The following is a 20606-nucleotide window of genomic DNA, read 5'->3' as shown; positions in this document are numbered from 1 at the left end:
GTAGCCGACAGCCGAACAACTCCATATAATGCCGCCCCTATGGCTAAACAGAAGAAACACCCAACAGGGACCATCGCGCAGAACAAAAAGGCGCGACACGATTACTTCATCGAGCACAAGTTCGAGGCTGGTCTGGTCCTGGCCGGCTGGGAAGTAAAAAGTCTGCGGGCGAGCAAGTTGCAGCTGGTCGACAGCTATGTGCTGCTCAAGGACGGCGAAGCATGGTTGCTTGGCAGCCACATCACGCCGTTGATGACCGCGAGCACTCACGTCATCGCCGACCCGGTGCGCACGCGCAAACTGCTGCTCAACCGCCGCGAGTTGGACAAGCTCGCCGCCGCCGTGCAGCAGAAGGGTTATGCCTGCGTCTGCCTGTCCTGGTACTGGAGCAAGCACATGGTCAAGTGCGAGATCGCTCTGGGCAAGGGCAAGAAGGAATACGACAAGCGTGACACCGAGCGCGAGCGCGATGCCGGTCGTGAATTGCAGCGTGCGGTGCGCAACAAGGGCAAGGAAGACTGATCTTCCTCCTTTAGCGCCAATTCGCGAGCAGGCTCGCTCCCACCTTGGAATGCATTTCAAAGGTGGGAGCGAGCCTGCTCGCGAAAGCTATTTCAGCATCAACACCAACACACCTGATCACATCCCCTTGCGCCGCTCCGCCCGAGCCATGCGCTGCACCTCCTGACGCACCTCTTCCAGCACTTCCTGCACATACAGAATATGTCGGCTGGACACTTCCCTCGCCTGCTCGGCACGCCCTTCGATAATCGCCAGATACAATTCCCGGTGCTGCGAGATCAGCATGTCGCGAGTTTCCGTGCGCTGTTTGTACATGCCGCCAATGTTGGTCACGACGTTGCGCTTGAGCAGATCGAACAAACCACGAATGGTATGCAGCAACACCGCGTTGTGGCTGGCCTCGGCAATCGCCAGATGAAATTTCGCATCCGCCGCGCCCTCTTCCGCCCGGCTGACTTCTTCGTGACGCGAGTAGCAATCCTGCAGCTCTTCGAACGCAGCGGTCAGGCGCTCACGATCGACATCGGTGGCGCGCAATGCGGCGTAGTAGGCGCACGATGCCTCCAAGGTGTGCCGGAATTCGAGCAAATCACGTTGCGCTTCGGGATTGCTTTCAAGCAATTGCAGCAGCGGATCGCTGAACGTCGAACCCAGGCCCTCCACCACATAATTGCCGCCGCCCTGGCGACTGACCAGCAAGCCTTTGGCCGCGAGTTTCTGAATCGCCTCGCGCAACGACGGGCGTGATACGCCAAATTGTTCGGCCAGCGTGCGCTCGGCCGGCAGACGTTCGCCCGACTTCAGCGTGCCCTCGAGGATCATCCCCTCGAGGCGCTCGACAATATCGTCAGACAAACGGCGCTGACGTATCTGATCAAAGCCCATAACTCATTTCTCCACGATCCCGACCGCTCGCCGGGGTGTCTATTCTGGCCTATCCGCGCGCCGCCGACACCTGCCAGACGCCACTTCGCCAAAGCGGATCAGTTGCCCTCTGCACCGCATCTTCGACGAAAGTTTCAGGGCGGCAAATTGACACACCGACATCAAGGCTTTTACCCTAGCCAACAGCGCTTGTAAATTGGTCTTACCAATTATCCAAGATTGCTCACAGTGCCTGACCAACAACAATTAGGGGCCACCCCACCATGCAAACCTGGCAACAGCTCTACAGTCCGCTCGGCAGTCTTGGCGTCTCCGCTCTCGCGGCCGTCATTCCCATCGTGTTCTTCTTTCTCGCCCTGGCGGTGTTCCGTCTCAAAGGCCATGTGGCCGGCAGCATCACCCTCGCGCTTTCGATTGCCGTGGCCATTTTCGCCTTCCAGATGCCAGTGGACATGGCGTTCGCCGCCGCTGGTTATGGTTTCGCTTATGGTCTGTGGCCGATTGCCTGGATCATTGTCGCGGCAGTGTTCCTCTACAAGCTGACGGTGAAGAGCGGTCAGTTCGAGGTCATCCGCAGCTCGGTTCTGTCGATTACCGATGACCAGCGCTTGCAGGTGTTGCTGATCGGTTTCTGCTTCGGCGCATTTCTGGAAGGTGCCGCCGGATTCGGCGCGCCGGTCGCGATTACTGCCGCACTCCTTGTAGGACTGGGCTTCAACCCGCTGTACGCCGCCGGCCTGTGCCTGATCGCCAACACTGCGCCGGTAGCGTTCGGCGCGCTGGGGATTCCGATCATCGTGGCGGGCCAGGTCACTGGCATCGACGCCTTCAAGATCGGCGCCATGACCGGTCGCCAGCTGCCACTGCTGTCGCTGTTCGTGCCGTTCTGGCTGGTATTCATGATGGACGGCCTGCGCGGTGTGCGCGAAACCTGGCCGGCCGCGCTGGTGGCAGGTTTGAGTTTCGCCATCACCCAATACTTCACTTCCAACTTCATCGGCCCGGAACTGCCGGACATCACTTCGGCGCTAGCCAGCCTGATTTCCCTGACCCTGTTCCTCAAGGTCTGGCAACCACGTCGCGCCGCCGGCCAGCACATCGTTGGCGCCGTATCCGCTTCGGTGGTCAGCGCCAGCGTCGGCGGTTTCGGCCAGAAGCGCACCACCGTGGCGTCGCCCTACAGCCTCGGGGAAATTTTCAAGGCGTGGTCGCCGTTCCTGATCCTCACTGTGCTGGTGACCATCTGGACGCTGAAGCCTTTTAAAGCGATGTTCGCCGCCGGTGGTTCGATGTACAGCTGGGTGTTCAACTTCGCGATTCCGCACCTTGATCAACTGGTGATCAAGACTGCGCCAATCGTGGCCAACCCGACCGCGATTCCAGCGGTGTTCAAGCTCGATCCGATTTCCGCGACCGGGACGGCGATTTTCTTCTCCGCGCTGATTTCGATGCTGGTGCTGAAGATCAATTTCAAAACTGGTCTGACCACTTTGAAAGAGACCTTCTATGAGCTGCGCTGGCCGATCCTGTCGATCGGCATGGTGCTGGCGTTCGCCTTTGTCACCAACTACTCCGGCATGTCCTCGACCATGGCCCTGGTGCTGGCGGGTACTGGCGCCGCGTTCCCGTTCTTCTCGCCGTTCCTCGGCTGGCTAGGCGTATTCCTCACCGGTTCGGATACGTCGTCGAACGCGCTGTTCAGTTCGTTGCAAGCGACCACCGCCCACCAGATCGGCGTCAACGACACCTTGCTGGTGGCGGCCAATACCAGCGGCGGCGTGACCGGCAAGATGATCTCGCCGCAATCGATCGCCGTGGCCTGCGCCGCGACCGGTCTGGTCGGCAAGGAATCGGATCTGTTCCGCTTCACCCTCAAGCACAGCCTATTCTTTGCAACGATTGTCGGTTTGATCACCCTGGCTCAGGCCTACTGGTTCACCGGCATGCTGGTGCACTAAGACTACAAGAAGTATGGAAATAACCGACGCCGGCCCGTGATCCGGCGTCAGCAATTCACCACCGGGTCTGTAAGGCTGCTGAAAGCAATGCGCTTTATATTCGGCAGCCGCAGCAGACGGATAACCGGGCCTACCCGGAGACACGCCTGATGAGCGAGCTTTTTTACAACGCCGTGCCGAACGCGACCCGCGTGGCACCGCCACTGCCCGAACCTCGGCAATACCCCAGCGAGAAACCGTCGCGGGTCTACCTGTTCGGCACGTGTGTGGTCGACCTGTTCTACCCCGAAGCCGGGATGGACGCGATCCATCTGCTGGAGCGTGAAGGGATCCGGGTCGAGTATCCGCAAGGGCAGAGCTGCTGCGGCCAACCGGCCTACACCTCGGGTTACACCGAGCAGGCGCGGGCGGTAGCGCGCTCGCAATTAGCGCTGTTTGCCGAGGATTATCCGGTGGTGGTGCCGTCGGGTTCCTGCGCCGGCATGCTGCGCGAGCATTACGCCGACTTGTTCAAGGACGAGCCGGAAACGTTGAAACAGGTGCAGGCCCTTGCGGCTCGCACTTATGAGCTGGCCGAGTTTCTGCTGTTCGTCTGCAAGGTGCAGCTCAAGGACAGCGGCGAACCGGTGAAAGTCGCGCTGCACACCTCGTGTTCGGCACGCCGCGAAATGAACACCCACCTGCACGGCCGCGAGTTGTTGGCGCAGTTGAGCAATGTGGAGCGGGTCAATCACGACCACGAAAGCGAATGCTGTGGCTTCGGTGGGACATTCAGCGTCCGTATGCCAGACATTTCCGGCGCGATGGTGGCTGACAAGACCCGTGCGTTGAAAGAATCCGGCGCCCACAAGGTACTGAGTGCCGACTGCGGCTGTTTGATGAACATCAACGGCGCATTGGAGAAACAAAAAGAAGCGCTGCGCGGACAACATCTCGCCAGCTTTCTGTGGCAGCGAACCGGAGGTGCACAATGAGCACCTCAACGATTATTCCTACGGTCGCCGTAGAAGAAGATTTCCGCACCCGGGCACACAATGCCTTGGGTGATCAGCAGCTGCGGAACAACTTCCGCACTGCCATGGATTCACTGATGACCAAACGGGCAGCGGCTTTCAGCGATGCCCACGAAAGAGAACACTTGCGCGCACTGGGCAATTCGATCAAGGCCCGCGCGCTGTCCAAGTTGCCCGACCTGCTCGAGCAACTGGAACAGAACCTGACCCGCAACGGTGTGACAGTGCACTGGGCGGAAACGGTGGACGAGGCCAATGGCATCGTCTTATCGATCATCCGCGCTCACGAGGCGCGGCAAGTGATCAAGGGCAAATCGATGGTCAGCGAAGAGATGGAGATGAACCATTTCCTCGAGGCTCGGGACATTGAATGTCTGGAGTCCGACATGGGGGAGTACATCGTCCAGCTCGACCACGAGAAGCCTTCACACATCATTATGCCGGCGATCCACAAGAATGCCGGTCAGGTCGCGTCCTTGTTCCACGACAAACTTGGCGTGGAATACACCAAGGACGTTGACCAACTCATTCAGATCGGTCGCAGGGTCCTGCGGCAGAAATTCTTCGAAGCCGACATCGGCGTCTCCGGCGTCAACTTCGCCGTGGCCGAAACCGGTACCCTGCTGCTGGTGGAAAACGAAGGCAACGGGCGCATGACCACCACCGTGCCGCCGGTGCATATCGCCGTCACCGGCATTGAAAAAGTCGTGGAAAACCTGCGCGACGTGGTGCCGCTGCTGTCACTGCTGACGCGCTCGGCGCTGGGCATTCCGATCACCACTTACGTCAACATGATCTCCGGCCCGCGCAAGGAGCATGAACTCGATGGCCCGCAGGAAGTGCATCTGGTGTTGCTCGACAACGGTCGCAGCCAGGCCTTCGCCGACAGTGAATTGCGCCAGACCCTGAACTGTATCCGCTGCGGCGCCTGCATGAATCATTGCCCGGTTTACACCCGCGTCGGCGGCCACACCTATGGCGAGGTGTACCCGGGGCCGATCGGCAAAATCATCACCCCACATATGGTCGGTCTGGCCAAGGTTCCGGATCACCCGAGCGCGTCATCATTGTGCGGCGCCTGCGGCGAAGTCTGCCCGGTGAAGATTCCCATCCCGGCGATCCTGCGCCGTCTGCGCGAGGAAAACGTCAAAGCCCCGGACACGCCGAATCAGGTGATGCGCGGTCAGGGCAGCAAGTATTCGCGCAAGGAGCGGTTTATCTGGAACGCCTGGGCCAGACTCAACAGCTCGCCGACGCTGTACCGCTTGTTCGCTTTTTTCGCCACGCGCCTGCGCGCCCTTACGCCGAGCAACGTCGGCCCATGGACGCAAAATCACAGCGCACCAAAACCGGCCGCGCGTTCGTTGCATGACATGGCCCGCGAGCATCTGGGCAAACAGGGAGAGCGTCGATGAGCGCCAAGCAAAATATCCTCGGCAAGCTGCGGAAAAGTCTGACCGGCACCACGCCAATTGCCGACAACTTCGATGTCGACCTGGTCACCCAGCCTTACACCTACAGCGCCGAGCAACGCATCCCGCAACTGCGCAAACTGATGGAGGCGGTGCACACCGAAATCCACCTGACCTCGGGCGCCGAGTGGCCGGCATTACTGGCGCAACTGCTGCGCGACCGCCAGTTGCCGAGCCTGCTGATCGCACCGACCACACCGCACGGGCAACGCATCACACAGCACTGGGTGAATAATCCCGACCTGCCTGCACTGAAATCCTACGACCGGCCAATGGAAGCGTGGAAAGCCGAGTTGTTCAACGACACCCCGGCCAGCCTTACCGGCACCCTCGGTGCCATCGCCGCGACCGGCAGCCTGATTCTCTGGCCAACCCGTGAAGAACCGCGTTTGATGAGCCTGGTGCCGCCGGTGCATTTCGCCCTGCTCAAGGCCAGCGAAATCCGCGACAACTTCTATCAGGTGCAACAGGAGTTCGAATGGGCGCAAGGCATGCCGACCAACGCGCTGCTGGTCTCCGGCCCGTCGAAAACCGCCGATATTGAACAGGTGCTGGCGTATGGCGCGCATGGCCCGAAAGATCTGGTCGTGCTGATTCTGGAGGATCAATGAGTCTTCCTGCTGCTTTCCTGCGTGATGCCGAGCGATTGATTCCGCCAGAGCGGCGCTTCGACGATCCGCTGTCGACCCTGGCCTTTGGCACCGACGCCAGTTTCTATCGACTGATCCCGAAACTGGTGATCCGCGTCGAGTCCGAAGACGAAGTCGTGGCGCTGCTGCAACTGGCCCAGCGCGACAAGGTGCCGGTGACCTTCCGCGCCGCCGGCACCAGCCTGTCCGGGCAGGCGATCAGCGACTCGGTGCTGATCGTACTCGGGGATAACTGGAATGCCCGCGAGATTCGCGGCCAGGGCACGCAGATCCGCCTGCAACCGGGAGTGATCGGCGCGCAGGCCAACGCCTGGCTGGCGCCGTTCGGACGCAAGATCGGGCCGGATCCGGCGTCGATCAATGCCTGCAAGATCGGCGGCATCGTCGCCAACAACGCCAGCGGCATGTGCTGCGGCACCGCGCAGAATACCTATCACACATTGGCCGGAATTCGGCTGGTGCTGGCCGACGGCACGCGCCTCGATACCGAAGATCCAGCCAGCGTCGCGGCATTTCGCTCCAGCCACGGCGACCTGCTCGAACGCTTGGCGACATTAGGCCGCGAGACCCGCGCCAACGCCGCACTGGCCGCAAGAATCCGCCACAAATACCGTCTGAAAAATACCACCGGCCTGTCGCTCAACGCCCTGGTGGATTTCGACGAGCCTGTGGATATCCTGAGCCACCTGCTGGTCGGCTCCGAAGGCACGCTCGGCTTTATCAGTGCGGTGACTTACGACACCGTCATCGATCACCCGAACAAGGCCTCGGCGCTGATCGTGTTCCCCGATGTCGAAACCTGCTGCAACGCGGTCACGGTGCTGAAAAGCCAACCGGTGTCAGCGGTGGAGTTACTTGATCGGCGCAGTTTGCGCTCGGTGCAGGACAAAAAAGGCATGCCCGCTTTCGTACAGCTGCTGTCGGAAAATGCCTGCGCGCTGCTCATCGAATCCCGCGCCGCTTCGTCGACATTGCTGCAGGAACAACTGGGGCAAATCATGGCGTCCCTGCGCGATTTTCCCGTAGAGAAGCAGGTCGACTTCACCGAAGACCCGGTGGAAAACGCCCGACTCTGGGCCATCCGCAAAGACACCTTCCCCGCCGTCGGCGCCGTGCGCAAAACCGGCACCACGGTAATCATCGAAGATGTGACCTTCCCGGTCGAACAACTGGCCGTCGGCGTCAATCGCCTGATCGAGCTGTTCGACAAACATGCTTACGACGAAGCGATCCTTTTCGGACACGCACTGGAAGGCAATCTGCACTTCGTCTTCACCCAAGGCTTCAACAGCCCGGAAGAAATCGCACGCTACCAAGCGTTCATGGACGACGTCGCGCAACTGGTTGCAGTGGAATTCGGCGGCTCGCTGAAAGCCGAACACGGCACCGGCCGCAACATGGCGCCGTTCGTGGAACTGGAATGGGGCAGCGATGCCTATCAACTGATGTGGCAGCTCAAACGCCTGCTCGACCCCAACGGCATTCTCAATCCGGACGTGGTGCTCAGCGAAGATCCGCAGATCCACCTCAAGCACCTGAAACCGCTGCCAGCGGCGGACGAGATTGTGGACAAGTGCATCGAGTGCGGTTTCTGCGAACCGGTCTGCCCATCGAAAGGCCTGACCCTGAGCCCGCGCCAGCGCATCGTCATCTGGCGCGATATCCAGGCGAAAAAGCGCGCCGGCGTCGACACCACCGAACTGGAAAAAGCCTACGACTACCAAGGCATCGACACCTGCGCCGCGACCGGCCTGTGCGCGCAACGCTGCCCTGTAGGCATCAACACCGGCGAACTGGTGAAAAAGCTCCGTGGCCGACACGCCACGCACCAGAAAACCGCTGACTGGATCGAAGGAAATTTCGCCAAGACCCTGCAAGGCGCGCGCTTCACCCTGCACGTCGCCAACGGCGCGCGAATGATGCTCGGTGCACCGCGTCTAGCAAAGTTGTCGGCAACGCTGACGCGCCTGTCCAAAGGCCAGGTGCCGTTGTGGACCAACGCCATGCCACAACCGGAAAAAGCCATTCGCTTCAGCCCGAGCGTGGCGGACGAGCGCCCGCGCGTGGTTTATCTGGCAGCTTGCGTGTCGCGGGTCATGGGCCCGGCGGCGGGTGACAAAGAGCAGATGTCGCTGTACGACAAAACCCGTGGCTTGCTGGAAAAGGCCGGTTACCAGGTAGTCTTTCCCGACAATCAGGACAACCTCTGCTGCGGCCAGCCGTTCGCCTCCAAAGGCTACGCCGAACAGGCCGAGCACAAACGTCAGGAGCTGATCAGCGCCCTGCTCCACGCCAGTCGCGGCGGCCTCGATCCGATCTATTGCGACACCAGCCCATGTACGTTGCGAATGGTTCAGGACATCGGCGAAACACGACTGGATCTGTACGATCCGGTGCGCTTCATCCGTACGCATTTGCTGGATCGCTTGGACTTCACACCCCAGGAAGCGCCGATTGCCGTCCACGTGACCTGCAGCACTCAGCATTTGGGCGAAAGCCAGGCGCTGATCGATCTGGCGCGCAAATGCAGCACCACTGTGGTGATTCCTGAAGGCATACATTGCTGCGGATTTGCCGGCGACAAAGGCTTCACCACACCGGAGCTGAACAGCCATTCGCTGCGTACGCTCAAGGACGCCGTGCAGCACTGCAGCGAGGGGATTTCCACCAGCCGCACCTGCGAAATCGGCCTGACCCAGCATGGTGGAATCGACTATCACGGGCTGGTTTACCTGGTGGATCGGGTGACACGGGCGAAAGCCTGCTGAGGAAAAAATCAGAACCCTTGAGCGAGGCGGTAGTCCACTGCACATGCCCCGGACGATTCGGGGCCTGTTCAACGGTCAGCGAAGTCTGAACCCTCAGTTCAAGGAGATACACATGAACCGCTCTGTAATGTTAGGTCTGTTTGTCACTGCCTCGATGATGGCGTCCACTTCGTTCGCCGCTGAAAAACCTGGCGATTTATGCGATGCCAATCTGCAGAGAATCGATAGCGCAAAATCCCAATACCTGACGTCGACAGACCTGAATGCGCGCGTATCGGCCAGTGTCAGCAAAGCCCGCGCCCTGAAAGCACAAGGCAAGATTGACGACTGCCTCGCTGAAACACAGCAAACCCTGCTGGACATTCAAAACGCTACCGGTGACACCAAAAAATGATTCATGCGCCGACCTTTTACAGGTCGGCTGCATCGGCACCTGGCCGACCGATCTGGCCTTTTGACATTCGTTGCAAATAAAACCGAATTCCTGCGCAGCGAAGCGGTCAACCAGACAGGTCCTATACTGACCTCGCTTGTCTTGACCTCGGCATCGCGGCCAAACCGTCCGGCAGCACCGAGCCCCCATCGTTCAAGGAGATACCCATGAAGCATTCTGCAATTGCTGGATTGTTTATCACTGGTGCACTTCTGGCCTCGCCGGTGTTCGCGGCGGACAAAGACCTCTGCGCCGGGAATCTTCAAAGCATCAAAGATTTCGTCACCAGCCAGCCGTCCCTTCCTGAAAGCTCCATGAATAACATCAAGGAAGCACAGGAAAAAGCCACTGCGGCCCAGGCGTCCGGCAACGACAAGGAATGCATCGAGGTTACCAACGGCATCATCAGCAAGATGCAGATCCGTAACCCGACGCGTAACTGATGTCCCGCAGGCCAACCTTCGGGTTGGCCTGCCAAGCGTTTTGACGTACACTGTGCACGCTTGTTGCCCGAACAGATTCACCGGGCAATGAGTTCGGGGCCGTTTAGGATTCGACGCCGGTTGCGAAACTCTAGGTGCATGCCGACTTGGTAACAGAAGTCGTAAATCCACTGTTGCAACTACTTATAGTTGCCAATGACGACCAATACGGTGTTGCTCTCGCTGCTTAATTGCAGCTGACAATGCTCCTGGTACCTTCGGGTCCAGCAATCATCAGGGGATGTCTGTAAACCCGAAATGATTGTCATATAGAACAGAATCGCCGTGCAGTACGTTGTGGACGAAGCGGCTAAAACTTACACAACTCGCCCAAAGCACCCTGCCCGTCGGGTCGCTGAGGGTTAACTTAATAGACACGGCTACGCATGTAGTACCGACAGCGGAGTACTGGCGGACGGGGGTTCAAATCCCCCCGGCTCCACCAAATAATCATCTAAAGACGTCCACGGACGTCTTTTTTTGTGCCTGAAATCTAGTAAATACGGGGGTTTCAGGGCCATTGAGCTCCACAGCGCTTCAGGCAGATCCATTTTGAACTGTATTCCAAGGCGTATTCCAAGCCCGTGACTGGTAAATTTTGGAATACACAAACAGCGTTGGAGTACCCATGGGAGCCCGAGCCACACGCCTTTCAGACCTAAAAATCAAAGCCGCCAAGCCCAAGGACAAAGACCCACCAACTCTCAACGACAAAGCCCGCCCAGTGCGGGCTTTGTCGCATCTGGGGTTAGTCGAATGGCCGCCCATTTCCTTCACATTCTCAAGCCTGCCGGTGGCTGTGAATGTTCGACGTTGTACAAAAGGACGCTGGGGCGGCACCGATTCGGCTCACTCTCCAATTAAACGAAACCAATTTGGCTGTAAGACGATTGCGCTTGTGTGATAGCAAAACCACAGCCATCCCCTTACCATTCCGCGGCTGGCTGGACGCCTCGCAGAGAAAACCGGTTCGCATGTGGAAACTCAACCTGCACAAGGAAGGCAATAAACCATGAGCTTCATCGAAACAATCCAATCCAAGGAAGTCGATATCTACATATCGGCGTTCTTCACCATCCTCGGCCTGATTCTGGGAGCCATTCTGGATCGGGTACTGAAAGGCGATTCTCCACAATCCACCAATCAGCCGGGCCATTCGGTAAACCTGACCTTCAACACGGTGGTCAATCCACCGCTGGGCGTGAACGCCGCCAGCACAAGCCAGGATATGACTCCAGTCATCTTCATGATGATGGTGATTGCCGGGCTGATTTATGTGTTTTTCCGGGCCGAGATACTCAACCTGCTTTCCTGGATCACGCTATTCACCATTTCACTATGGGCTGGCGGCACCTTGCATAGCCTTTACCGAGGCTTCTTCGCGGGCATTAAGTGGATCGTTGCGCTGTTGTTTTGCTTGGCATTTTGCGTGGCCGCGACGTATGTCACCGACGAAGCTTTTATGCCCACCCTAGCGCCGCAAAACTTTCAGTACAGCCAGCAGATCATCAATGAGCAGGGCCTGACGGGAATAAAAAAATATTTCGTCTTGCTGGACATGCACTGGTTCTTGCTACACCTGATAGGCGTACTGCTGTTTATCTATACCAGCCTTCGGATGATGCTTTTTTCAACCTACTTCATCGTTGCGGGTGCACATGCCAATAACAACGGTACTCACGAACCTTGGCTTTCCAGAAAAACCCGCAAGTACGCCAATCTGCGCAAAAACATCATCTTCATGCCTATCCTGCTGGTTCTCGCGTACCTGCTTACCTCGGGTCTTGCTTTCGACTGGTTCATCCACACGATGCCAAATCAGGTCAATGCGTTGATGAACACGGTGCTGTATGGGCGCTGATATTTTCATCGTGCGCTGGAGATCGACTGTCGGGACATCAACCCGGTCGGCAGAAGCGAGATGAACTTTTCTTCACTACGCCCACCCGACCAATCCCATAAAATCCCCCCGCTCATTCAAGAAACTACGGTTCGCCCGCGCTCCTAGCGGGCTTTTTTTCGCCTCGGCTTCTCCATATCTTGCCGCTCCCCACCATATGCGCGACTCTGCCAGCAGATCCCTCGTCAAGGAGCGCTCGATGCCGCTGTTATCCCTGCCCTGCCCGCGCCTGACCCTTGCCATCCTCTCCCCCGATCAAGCCGAGCTCGAAAGCGCGTTCTACCAGCGCAACCTCCGCCACCTGGCGCCGTGGTCGCCCATCCGCACCACCGACTACTTCTCCACCGCCAACATCCGCCGTCGCCTCGAGATCCAGGCCAGTGCTTTCGAAGCCGGGTTAGCCATGCATTTCGCGCTGCTGTCGGCGGACGGTCAGCAGATGATCGGTGCGTGCAATTTCAGCGGGGTTATTCGTGGGGCGTTTCAGGCGTGTTATTTGGGTTATCACATCGATGAGGCGCATCAGGGGCTGGGTTTGATGCAGGAGGGGCTGGAGGCGGGGATTGGTTATATGTTCGATGTGCAGAATCTGCATCGGATCATGGCCAATTACATTCCGGGCAATGAGCGCAGTGCGCGGTTGCTTGAGCGCTTGGGTTTTGAGCGCGAGGGCTATGCGAAGGCGTATCTGAACATCGCCGGACGTTGGCAGGATCATGTGCTGACGGCGCTGGTCAATCCGGGGTTCGAGGCGCCGGATCAGCGTTGGTCGCGGCGCCTGGGTTGAGTTGCGCGAAATCTGTCCGACAAAAATCCTTTCAGCTCTCGGGTTTGCGGCCGATACAGACCTGCTAACACCCCTGCTGGCTCAAAAGAACAACAATCTTCCAGCTTAACTGACGACCAAGAAACCCAACGTTTCTGGAGGATTTGCATGAATAGCTGGTTCGGTAACATCAGCGTGAACATGAAACTCGGCCTGGGCTTCGGCCTCGTGCTGGCCCTGACCTGCGTTCTGGCGCTGACCGGCTGGACCAGCCTCGGCGGCCTGATCGACCGCAGCAACTGGATGAGCGACATCACCCAGCTCAACGCTGGCCTGACCAAACTGCGCGTGGTGCGCCTGCAATACATGCTGACCAATGGCGACGAAACCGCCGCGCAGAATGTGCAGACCACCCTGGAAAGCTTCGCTGCTCAGCAGCAGGCGTTGATCAGCAAATTCAAGAGTCCGGAGAACGTCAAACTGCTCAAGCAGCAGGCGGCGACCATCGCTGAATACCAGACCTCGCTGAACAAAATGCGCAACGCCTATCGCACCGGCAACAGCGCCCGCGACACCATGAGCGTCAATGCCCAGAACGCCTACAACCTGATCGAATCGATCAGCCAGCGCGTGCAGCAGATGGAGTTGAGCGATCAGCGTTTCGAGCAGTTCCAGGCGGTTACTGCAGCGAAGGAAGCCTTCATCCTCGCGCGCTATGAAGTGCGTGGTTACACCGCGACCAGCAATGCCGAAACCGAGCAGAAAGCCGTCGGCCAGATCGACGCGGCCATCGCCAGTCTCAAGCCACTGAATGCGCAATTTGCCGCGACTCAGCAGGATGCCCTGCGCCAATTGGAAACCGCGCTGACCAGCTATCGCAGTGCGTTGATGGCGTACAAGAACGCCAACACCGAGGCGGTGCAGGCGCGTAAGGAAATGACCGATCAGGGCACCACCATCGTCGCCCTGAGCGAACAGCTGTACCAGATCCAGCTTGATCGCCGTGACGCCGAAAGTGCCCAGGCGCGCACCTTCCAGTTGATCAGTACGTTGCTGGCGCTGCTGGTTGGCGTGATTGCGGCGGTAATCATCACCCGTCAGATCACCCGTCCGTTGCAGGAAACCCTCGCCGTGGTCGAGCGCATCGCCAGCGGCGACCTGACCCAGAATGTCACCGTTACCCGCCGCGACGAACTCGGCGTGTTGCAGCAAGGCATCGCGCGCATGGGCGTGACCCTGCGTGACTTGATCAGCGGCATCCGCGACGGCGTCACGCAGATTGCCAGCGCCGCTGAAGAGTTGTCGGCTGTAACCGAACAGACCAGCGCCGGTGTGAACAGCCAAAAAGTCGAGACCGATCAGGTCGCCACGGCCATGCACGAAATGACTGCCACTGTGCAGGAAGTTGCGCGTAATGCCGAGGAAGCGTCGCAAGCTGCCGCTGCTGCGGACGGCGAGGCCCGTGAAGGCGACAAGGTGGTGAATGAGGCCATCGCGCAGATCGAGCGTCTGGCCAGCGAAGTGGTGCGTTCGACCGAAGCGATGAGCGTGCTGCAACAGGAAAGCGACAAGATTGGTAGCGTCATGGACGTGATCAAGGCTGTCGCCGAACAGACCAACCTGCTCGCGCTCAACGCCGCGATCGAGGCAGCGCGTGCCGGTGAAGCCGGGCGTGGGTTTGCCGTGGTTGCCGATGAGGTGCGCGGTCTGGCTCAGCGTACGCAGAAGTCGACTGAGGAAATCGAAGGTCTGGTCGCCGGTCTGCAGAACGGCACCCAGCAGGTTTCGGCAGTGATGAACAACAGCCGCGCGCTGACCGACAGCAGCGTCGCCCTGACGCGCAAGGCCGGCGCCTCGCTGGAAAACATCACCCGTACAGTGTCGAACATCCAGTCGATGAACCAGCAGATCGCCGCCGCTGCCGAACAGCAAAGCGCCGTGGCCGAAGAGATCAGCCGCAGCATCATCAACGTGCGCGACGTGTCCGAGCAGACCGCAGCGGCGAGTGATGAGACGGCAGCGTCGAGTGTTGAACTGGCGCGGTTGGGTGGTCAGTTGCAGCAGATGGTCAGCCACTTCCGCGTTTGATTTTGGTTTTGCGCTGAAGCTGAAATCGAATCGCGGGCAAGCCCGCTCCCACAGGTTTTCGTGGTCGAGCACTGTTGATGTGTTCATCTCGATAACTGTGGGAGCGGGCTTGAACGCGAAATCGGTGGATCAGCCAAATTAACAGTGCCTGACACTCCGTCTTCGCGAGCAGGCTCGCTCCCACATTTGGATTTATGTGGGTCACAGGATTTGAGCACACCGCAGATCCCTTGTGGGAGCGGGCTTGCCCGCGAAGGCGGTGGGTCAATCAAATCAAAGTTGCCTGACACTGCGCCTTCGCGAGCAGGCTCGCTCCCACATTTGGATTTGTGTGGGTCACAGGATTTTGAGCTCACCGAAAATCCCTGTGGGAGCGGGCTTGCCCGCGATGGCGGTGGGTCAACCAAATCAACAGTGCCTGACACTCCGCCTTCGCGAGCAGGCTCGATCCACATTGGATTTGTGTGGGTTGCTGGATTTTGAGCACACAGCAAAATCCCTGTGGGAGCGAGCCTGCCCGCGAAGGCGGTGGGTCAGTCAAATCAACATTGCCTGACGCTGCGCCTTCGCGAGCAGGCTCGCTCCCACATTGGATTTGTGTGGGTCGCTGGATTTTGAGCACACCGCAATACCCCTGTGGGAGCGGGCTTGCCCGCGATGGCGGTGGGTCAATCAAATCAACATTGCTTGACGCTGCGCCTTCGCGAGCAGGCTCGCTCCCACATTTGGATTTGTGTGACTCACCGGATTTTGAGCTCACCGAAAATCCCTGTGGGAGCGAGCCTGCTCGCGAAAGCGGTGGATCATTCAGATCATCATTGACTGACACTCCGCCTTCGCGAGCAGGCTCGCTCCCACAGGGGTCTATGGTGTCAGGACTATTCGGGATACCCGGTGATTTTGCGGATGCTTTGATACAGCGGTTTGAGCTGCCGGTACATGCGCAGGTAAACGTCTGTGTACAGTTGCTGGTAAATCTCCTGCGCCTCGGGTTGTGGGTTAAAGACCGCTCCAACCCGAGTCATCGCCGCAATGGCCGATGGGAAATCCTTGTGCAATCCCAACCCCACCGCGCAGCATATCGCCGCCCCCAACCCGGACGCTTCATACACATGCGGGCGTTCTGCCGGCAGGCCGAAGATGTTGGCGGTCAGTTGCATGGCGGCGTCGCTTTGTGAGCCGCCGCCGGCGACGCGCAGCCGTTTGATCGAGACTTTTGAGCGTCGCTCGATGTTCTCCATGCCCTGGCGCAGCGCGTAGGCCAGGCCTTCGAGAATGGCCCGGTAGATGTGCGCGCGGGTGTGTACGTCGCCGAAGCCGATCATCGCGCCTTTGGCCTCAACGCCCGGTTCGCGGATGCCCGGTGACCAGTAGGGTTGCAGCATCAGGCCCATCGAGCCCGGCGGCACTTCGTCGACCAGTGCGTCGAACAGTTGCTCCGGTTCGATGCCCTGCGCTTTCGCCTGTTGCATCTCGCGCAGGCCGAACTGATTCTTGAACCATCTGACCATCCAGTAGCCGCGATAGATCATCACTTCGCAGTTGTACTGATCGGGCACGGCCGAGGGGTACGGCGGGATCAGCGGGACGATTTCCAGGTAGCGTGAGCGGGTGCTGGTGATGGTCGCGGTGGTGCCGTAGGACAGGCACACAGTGCGCGCATCGACCACGCCAGAGCCGATCACTTCGCAGGCCTTGTCCGCGCCCGCCGCGATCAGCGGCAGGCCCTCGGGGATGCCGGTGTGGCGGGCGGCTTCGGCTGTGATGTAGCCGAGGGTTTCGCCGGGTTTGTGCAGGCTCGGCAACTGCTCCGGGCGCACCGCCAGTGCCTGCCATTTCCAGTCGCGCGGCGCCGCCCATTTCAGCCGTTTGAAGTCGAAGGGCAGATAGCCGACGCAGCAGCCGACCGAATCGACGAAGCGCCCGCACAAGCGATGGGTGAGAAAACCCGAGAGCAGCAAAAACTTGTCAGTCGCCGCCCACACCTCGGGCTGATGCCAGGCGATCCAGTTGGCCTCGGCCTGGGCGCGAAAATAATCCACCGTCGCTTGGGCGCCGACCAGTTTGAACAGCCAGCCCCACGGCCCTTTGATGCTGCCCTCGACCTCAGCCTGACGTTGATCGAGCCAGACAATTGCCGGGCGCAGCGGTTTGCCCTTGGCGTCCACGTTGATCACTGTGCCGCGCTGGGTAGTCAGGGACACGCCGGCAATCTGCGCACGGTCGATGCCGGTCTGCTGCCAGAGTTGCTGGCAGGCCTCGCCGAGTTTCGCCCAGTAATATTCCGGATCCTGCTCGGCCCAACCGGGTTGCGTCGAGTAGTACGCCTGCAAGTCGACTTTGCCTTTGCCGAGCAGATTGCCCTGCAGATCGAAGAGCAGCGCGCGCACGCTCTGGGTGCCGTTGTCGATCGCCAGTAGGTATTTCATGGCGTGATCTCCGGCAAGCCGTGATCGCGCAGCCACAGCAAACGGTAGCGCTGGATTTCCGCCTGCCAGCGCTCATCGTCCCAGGCCAATCGTCGCTGGCACAGCGTGCGGATCGCCGGGAAAAAATCCTCGCCACCGCGCGGCAGCAACAGGCCCAAACGGGTGCGACGCAGCAGCAAATCATCCAGGTGCACAACCATTTCCGCCTCGCAGGCAAACGCCAGCTCTGCCCACAAAGTATCGGTGGCGCCAACCGTTTCCAGACCGAGTTCGCCGAGCAATTGCGCCAGCCTCGGCAGGTCTCGACCGTGACGCCCGGCTAAGCGTCGCCATTGATTGCCGCTCAGTCCCGCAATCGTCAGCGGCGGCACAGCGGCGAACACCGGCGCGCCGTCATCGACAAAAGAACGCCCAAGCATCGCCGCACAAGCCTTGAGCACTTCGAGCGCTTGCGGGCGAAATGTGGTCAGTTTGCCGCCGGCCAAAGTCACGCAACCCGGCTCCTGCCACAGCACATGTTCGCGGGTCTCGTTAGACGGTTTGCCCTGCTGCGCACCCGTCGCGCTGCCGACCACCGGACGCACGCCTGACCAGGTCGACAGCACGTCGTCGACGCCCACTTCGGCGCCGGGAAATTGCTGCTGGCACGCGGCGAGCAGATAGTCGATTTCGTCGCTGGAAATGCGCGCGCTCAAGTCGAGATCTTCGCGGTGATCGAGGTCCGTGGTGCCGACCACCGTCGCGCCTTCCCACGGAAACACAAACACCGGGCGCCGATCGCGCTCATGCAGAAAAGTGAACGCCTGCGCCACTGGCAAACGCCAGCCCGGCAGCAACAGATGACTGCCGCGCAACGGTCGCAATTGCTTCGCGGACTCAACGGGACGCAAGCGCTCAGCCCAAGCGCCTGTGGCCACAGCCAACACAGCGGAGCGCAATTGCAGCGTGGCGCCGCCCTCGCCATCTTCGATCTGAACCCCGCACACCCGCCCGCCTTCACGCAGCAGTTGCGTGACGCGCACACCATTGAGCACCACCGCGCCATCGGCCCGGGCCTCGCGCAGTACGCGCATCACCAGCCGCGCGTCATCAGTCAGCGCATCGACAAAACAGCTGCCGCCGAGCAGGCCGTTTTCCTTCACCCCGGGGGCGAGAAAACGCAGTTGCTGCGCGTCATGAAAACGATGGTTGCGCCGCCCCGCCAGCGCGTCGTACACCGAGAGCAAGCCGCCCATGACGCGCGGCCCGGGAAAGCCGCCGCGATAGTGCGGCATCATGAAACTCATCGGCTCGACCAGCCCCGGCGCTTCATCAAGCAAACGCTGACGCTCGCGCACCGAATCGCGGGTCAGGCGCCACTGGCCCTTGGCGATGTAACGCAAACCGCCGTGGACCATTTTCGACGATCGGCTGGAGGTGCCCCAGGCAAAATCGCGCTGCTCCAGCAGCAGACAACGCCAGCCCCGGCGCGCCGCTTCGCGGACGATCCCGGCGCCGCTGATGCCGCCGCCGATGACGATCAGGTCCCAGGTTTGATCCGCCAGCGTCGGTAGCATCTGCTCGCGCCATTGCGCGTTCCATTCCGCCGTCATGGCCGCGACTCTGGCAATAACGTGCCGGGATTGAGGCGCCTTTCCGGGTCGAAATGTTCGCTCAACGCCTGCAACGTCTGCAGCGCCAGCGGGCCTTTTTCGCGCAGCAGATACGGCGCGTGATCCTTGCCGACACCGTGCTGATGACTGATCGTGCCGTGGTTGTCGACGATGGTTTGGCTGGCCGCGTGTTTGAGCATCCGCCAGCGCGCCAGCGTCGCGGCATAGTCGGCTGCCGGGCGAAACACGTAAGTGGTGTAAATGCTCGAGCCTTCGCCGTAAACGTGCGAGAGATGAGTAAACACATGCACGCGCTCGCCCTCGGCGGCCAAGGCGTCGCGCAGGCTGTTTTCGATGAGGCTGAGCAAGTGATCGACGTTGCTCCAGTCGGTGGCGGTTTCGAGGGTGTCGACCACGTAACCGGCGTTCCACAGGTTCTCGCGCAGGTAGGGAAAACGGAAACGGTTCTGCGCCCACTTCTTGCCCAGCAGCGTGCCGGTGAACACGCCGCCGAAGGCTTTCAGATGCTGGCGCGCGTGTTTCAGTGACAGTGCGTTTTGCTGGCGATTGCCGGTCACACCGAAGGTCAGCAGGCATTTGCCGTCGCCGGCGCCGCGCAGCTTGAGGTACTTTTCCAACCAGGCGATCTGTTGCGGATGGCCGGCCAGCGCCAGTTGTGTTTCGGTTTCCACCGCGTTCGACAGACGCAGCATCGACAGCGGTACGCGCGCCTGCGCCAGTTGCCGGATTGCTTGCAGCGCGTGCGGCCAGTCGGGCAGGAACACACCGTAGAAACGCTCGTCCGCCGGCAACGCGCTGACTCGCACTTTGACTTCGGAAATGATCCCGAAACGGCCCTCGCAACCGAGCACCATTTCACGCAGATCGGGACCTGCCGCCGACGCCGGGAACGTCGGAATCTGCAAAGGCCCGGCGAAGGTTTCCAGGGTGCCGCCAGCGAACAACTGCTCGATCCGCCCGTAGCGCAACGACTGCTGACCACTGGAACGACTGGCCACCCAACCACCCAGCGTCGACAGCTCCCATGACTGCGGGAAATGCCCCAGCGTGTAGCCGCGCGCGCGCAATTGGCTTTCGACTTGCGGCCCGCTGGCGCCGGGGCCGAATGTCGCCAGCAGGCTCTGTTCGTCGAGGTCGGTCAGGCGATTCATTCGCGCCAGCGACACCGTCAGCACCGGCCGCGTGGAGTTCGGCGGATTGATGTGTCCGGCCACCGATGTGCCGCCGCCGTAGGGAATCAGGCACAGATCCTGATCATGGGCGAGCGCCAGCAATTGGCGGATCTGTTCGGCCGTTTCAGGAAACGCCACGGCATCGGGATAAGTACCCAGCGCACCTTCGCGCAACGCCAGCCAGTCCGGCAGGCTCTGGCCGCGCGCGTGCAGCAGGCGATCGTGAGTATCGACGCTGTACAAGCGATGCGGCACCAGGCGCGAGGTCGGCACTTGCGCCAACGCCGCCGCCAGGGTCGCATCGGGCAACGCGTGGCCAGCGCCCAAGCGTTCATGGAGAAACGTCGCGCCTTGGGCCGGCAGTTCGACCACCGTGCCTACCTCTCCCCAGCCGTTCCAGCGTCGCATGCGTGAGTCCTTTTTCTGCCGTTGGATCAAGCTTGCATACTAGTCAG

The 20606-nt window shown here is 60.2% G+C and carries 15 protein-coding genes, 1 other RNA gene and 1 pseudogene; 13 read left to right on the top strand and 4 right to left on the bottom strand.

Going from position 1 to position 20606, the window contains the following annotated elements:
* Positions 1-39 precede the first annotated feature (39 nt).
* Entirely contained in the window at positions 40-522 is a 483-nt protein-coding gene (gene smpB / locus AB4N85_RS25495; RefSeq protein WP_007953781.1) for an SsrA-binding protein SmpB, read from the top strand.
* Positions 523-639: 117 nt separating this feature from the next.
* On the opposite strand, the gene AB4N85_RS25490 is transcribed toward smpB, so the two are convergent.
* The gene (locus tag AB4N85_RS25490; RefSeq protein ID WP_016771775.1) at positions 640-1407 is read right to left on the bottom strand and encodes an FCD domain-containing protein; all 768 of its coding nucleotides are present in this window, start codon (positions 1405-1407) and stop codon (positions 640-642) included.
* 263 nt (positions 1408-1670) lie between these two features.
* Between AB4N85_RS25490 and AB4N85_RS25485 the strand changes: the two genes are divergently transcribed.
* The 12 genes and pseudogenes from AB4N85_RS25485 to AB4N85_RS25430 all read left to right on the top strand — a co-directional run bounded on the left by AB4N85_RS25485 (position 1671) and on the right by AB4N85_RS25430 (position 14937).
* Positions 1671-3365 (top strand): lactate permease LctP family transporter, encoded by a 1695-nt coding sequence (locus tag AB4N85_RS25485; protein ID WP_016771776.1) that lies wholly within the window; start codon positions 1671-1673, stop codon positions 3363-3365.
* A 149-nt stretch (positions 3366-3514) separates the two neighbouring features.
* Entirely contained in the window at positions 3515-4339 is an 825-nt protein-coding gene (locus AB4N85_RS25480; RefSeq protein WP_460066372.1) for a (Fe-S)-binding protein, read from the top strand.
* Entirely contained in the window at positions 4336-5793 is a 1458-nt protein-coding gene (locus tag AB4N85_RS25475) for a LutB/LldF family L-lactate oxidation iron-sulfur protein (protein WP_258707583.1), read from the top strand. The genes AB4N85_RS25480 and AB4N85_RS25475 overlap by 4 nt, the downstream gene beginning before the upstream one ends.
* Positions 5790-6461, top strand: a complete 672-nt coding sequence (locus AB4N85_RS25470; RefSeq protein WP_460066368.1) for a LutC/YkgG family protein — start codon at positions 5790-5792, stop codon at positions 6459-6461. The genes AB4N85_RS25475 and AB4N85_RS25470 overlap by 4 nt, the downstream gene beginning before the upstream one ends.
* A complete protein-coding gene (locus tag AB4N85_RS25465) occupies positions 6458-9268 on the top strand; it encodes an FAD-binding and (Fe-S)-binding domain-containing protein (protein ID WP_460066365.1) in 2811 nt (936 codons plus the stop codon). Before AB4N85_RS25470 ends, AB4N85_RS25465 begins: the two co-directional genes overlap by 4 nt.
* Before the next feature lie 112 nt (positions 9269-9380).
* Positions 9381-9662 (top strand): hypothetical protein, encoded by a 282-nt coding sequence (locus AB4N85_RS25460; RefSeq protein WP_041477921.1) that lies wholly within the window; start codon positions 9381-9383, stop codon positions 9660-9662.
* Between the two features lie 206 nt (positions 9663-9868).
* Complete coding sequence (locus AB4N85_RS25455; protein ID WP_016771781.1) at positions 9869-10144, top strand: hypothetical protein; 276 nt, start codon at positions 9869-9871, stop codon at positions 10142-10144.
* A gap of 95 nt (positions 10145-10239) precedes the next feature.
* Positions 10240-10628: a transfer-messenger RNA gene (gene ssrA / locus AB4N85_RS25450) on the top strand.
* A gap of 567 nt (positions 10629-11195) precedes the next feature.
* A complete protein-coding gene (locus AB4N85_RS25445; RefSeq protein WP_056782848.1) occupies positions 11196-12044 on the top strand; it encodes a hypothetical protein in 849 nt (282 codons plus the stop codon).
* 238 nt (positions 12045-12282) lie between these two features.
* Positions 12283-12870: a GNAT family N-acetyltransferase gene (locus AB4N85_RS25440; RefSeq protein ID WP_457264412.1), complete on the top strand. Its 588-nt coding sequence runs from the start codon at positions 12283-12285 to the stop codon at positions 12868-12870.
* Between the two features lie 282 nt (positions 12871-13152).
* Positions 13153-14031: pseudogene (locus AB4N85_RS25435) on the top strand (methyl-accepting chemotaxis protein); the annotation flags it as partial.
* A 42-nt stretch (positions 14032-14073) separates the two neighbouring features.
* The gene (locus AB4N85_RS25430; RefSeq protein WP_370593494.1) at positions 14074-14937 is read left to right on the top strand and encodes a methyl-accepting chemotaxis protein; all 864 of its coding nucleotides are present in this window, start codon (positions 14074-14076) and stop codon (positions 14935-14937) included.
* A gap of 878 nt (positions 14938-15815) precedes the next feature.
* On the opposite strand, the gene AB4N85_RS25425 is transcribed toward AB4N85_RS25430, so the two are convergent.
* The 3 genes from AB4N85_RS25425 to AB4N85_RS25415 are packed head-to-tail and all read right to left on the bottom strand — an operon-like array spanning position 15816 to position 20559.
* Entirely contained in the window at positions 15816-17366 is a 1551-nt protein-coding gene (locus AB4N85_RS25425; protein ID WP_460066360.1) for an FGGY-family carbohydrate kinase, read from the bottom strand.
* Positions 17363-18958, bottom strand: coding sequence for a glycerol-3-phosphate dehydrogenase/oxidase (locus tag AB4N85_RS25420; protein WP_460066358.1), 1596 nt, complete (start codon positions 18956-18958; stop codon positions 17363-17365). Before AB4N85_RS25420 ends, AB4N85_RS25425 begins: the two co-directional genes overlap by 4 nt.
* Complete coding sequence (locus AB4N85_RS25415; RefSeq protein ID WP_460066355.1) at positions 18955-20559, bottom strand: FAD-binding oxidoreductase; 1605 nt, start codon at positions 20557-20559, stop codon at positions 18955-18957. Before AB4N85_RS25415 ends, AB4N85_RS25420 begins: the two co-directional genes overlap by 4 nt.
* Positions 20560-20606: the final 47 nt, after the last annotated feature.

The sequence above is a fragment of the Pseudomonas sp. H1_G08 genome (assembly GCF_054681355.1).
Note: the sequence above shows the minus strand (reverse complement) of the source record. Positions and strands in the feature narration are given on the sequence as shown.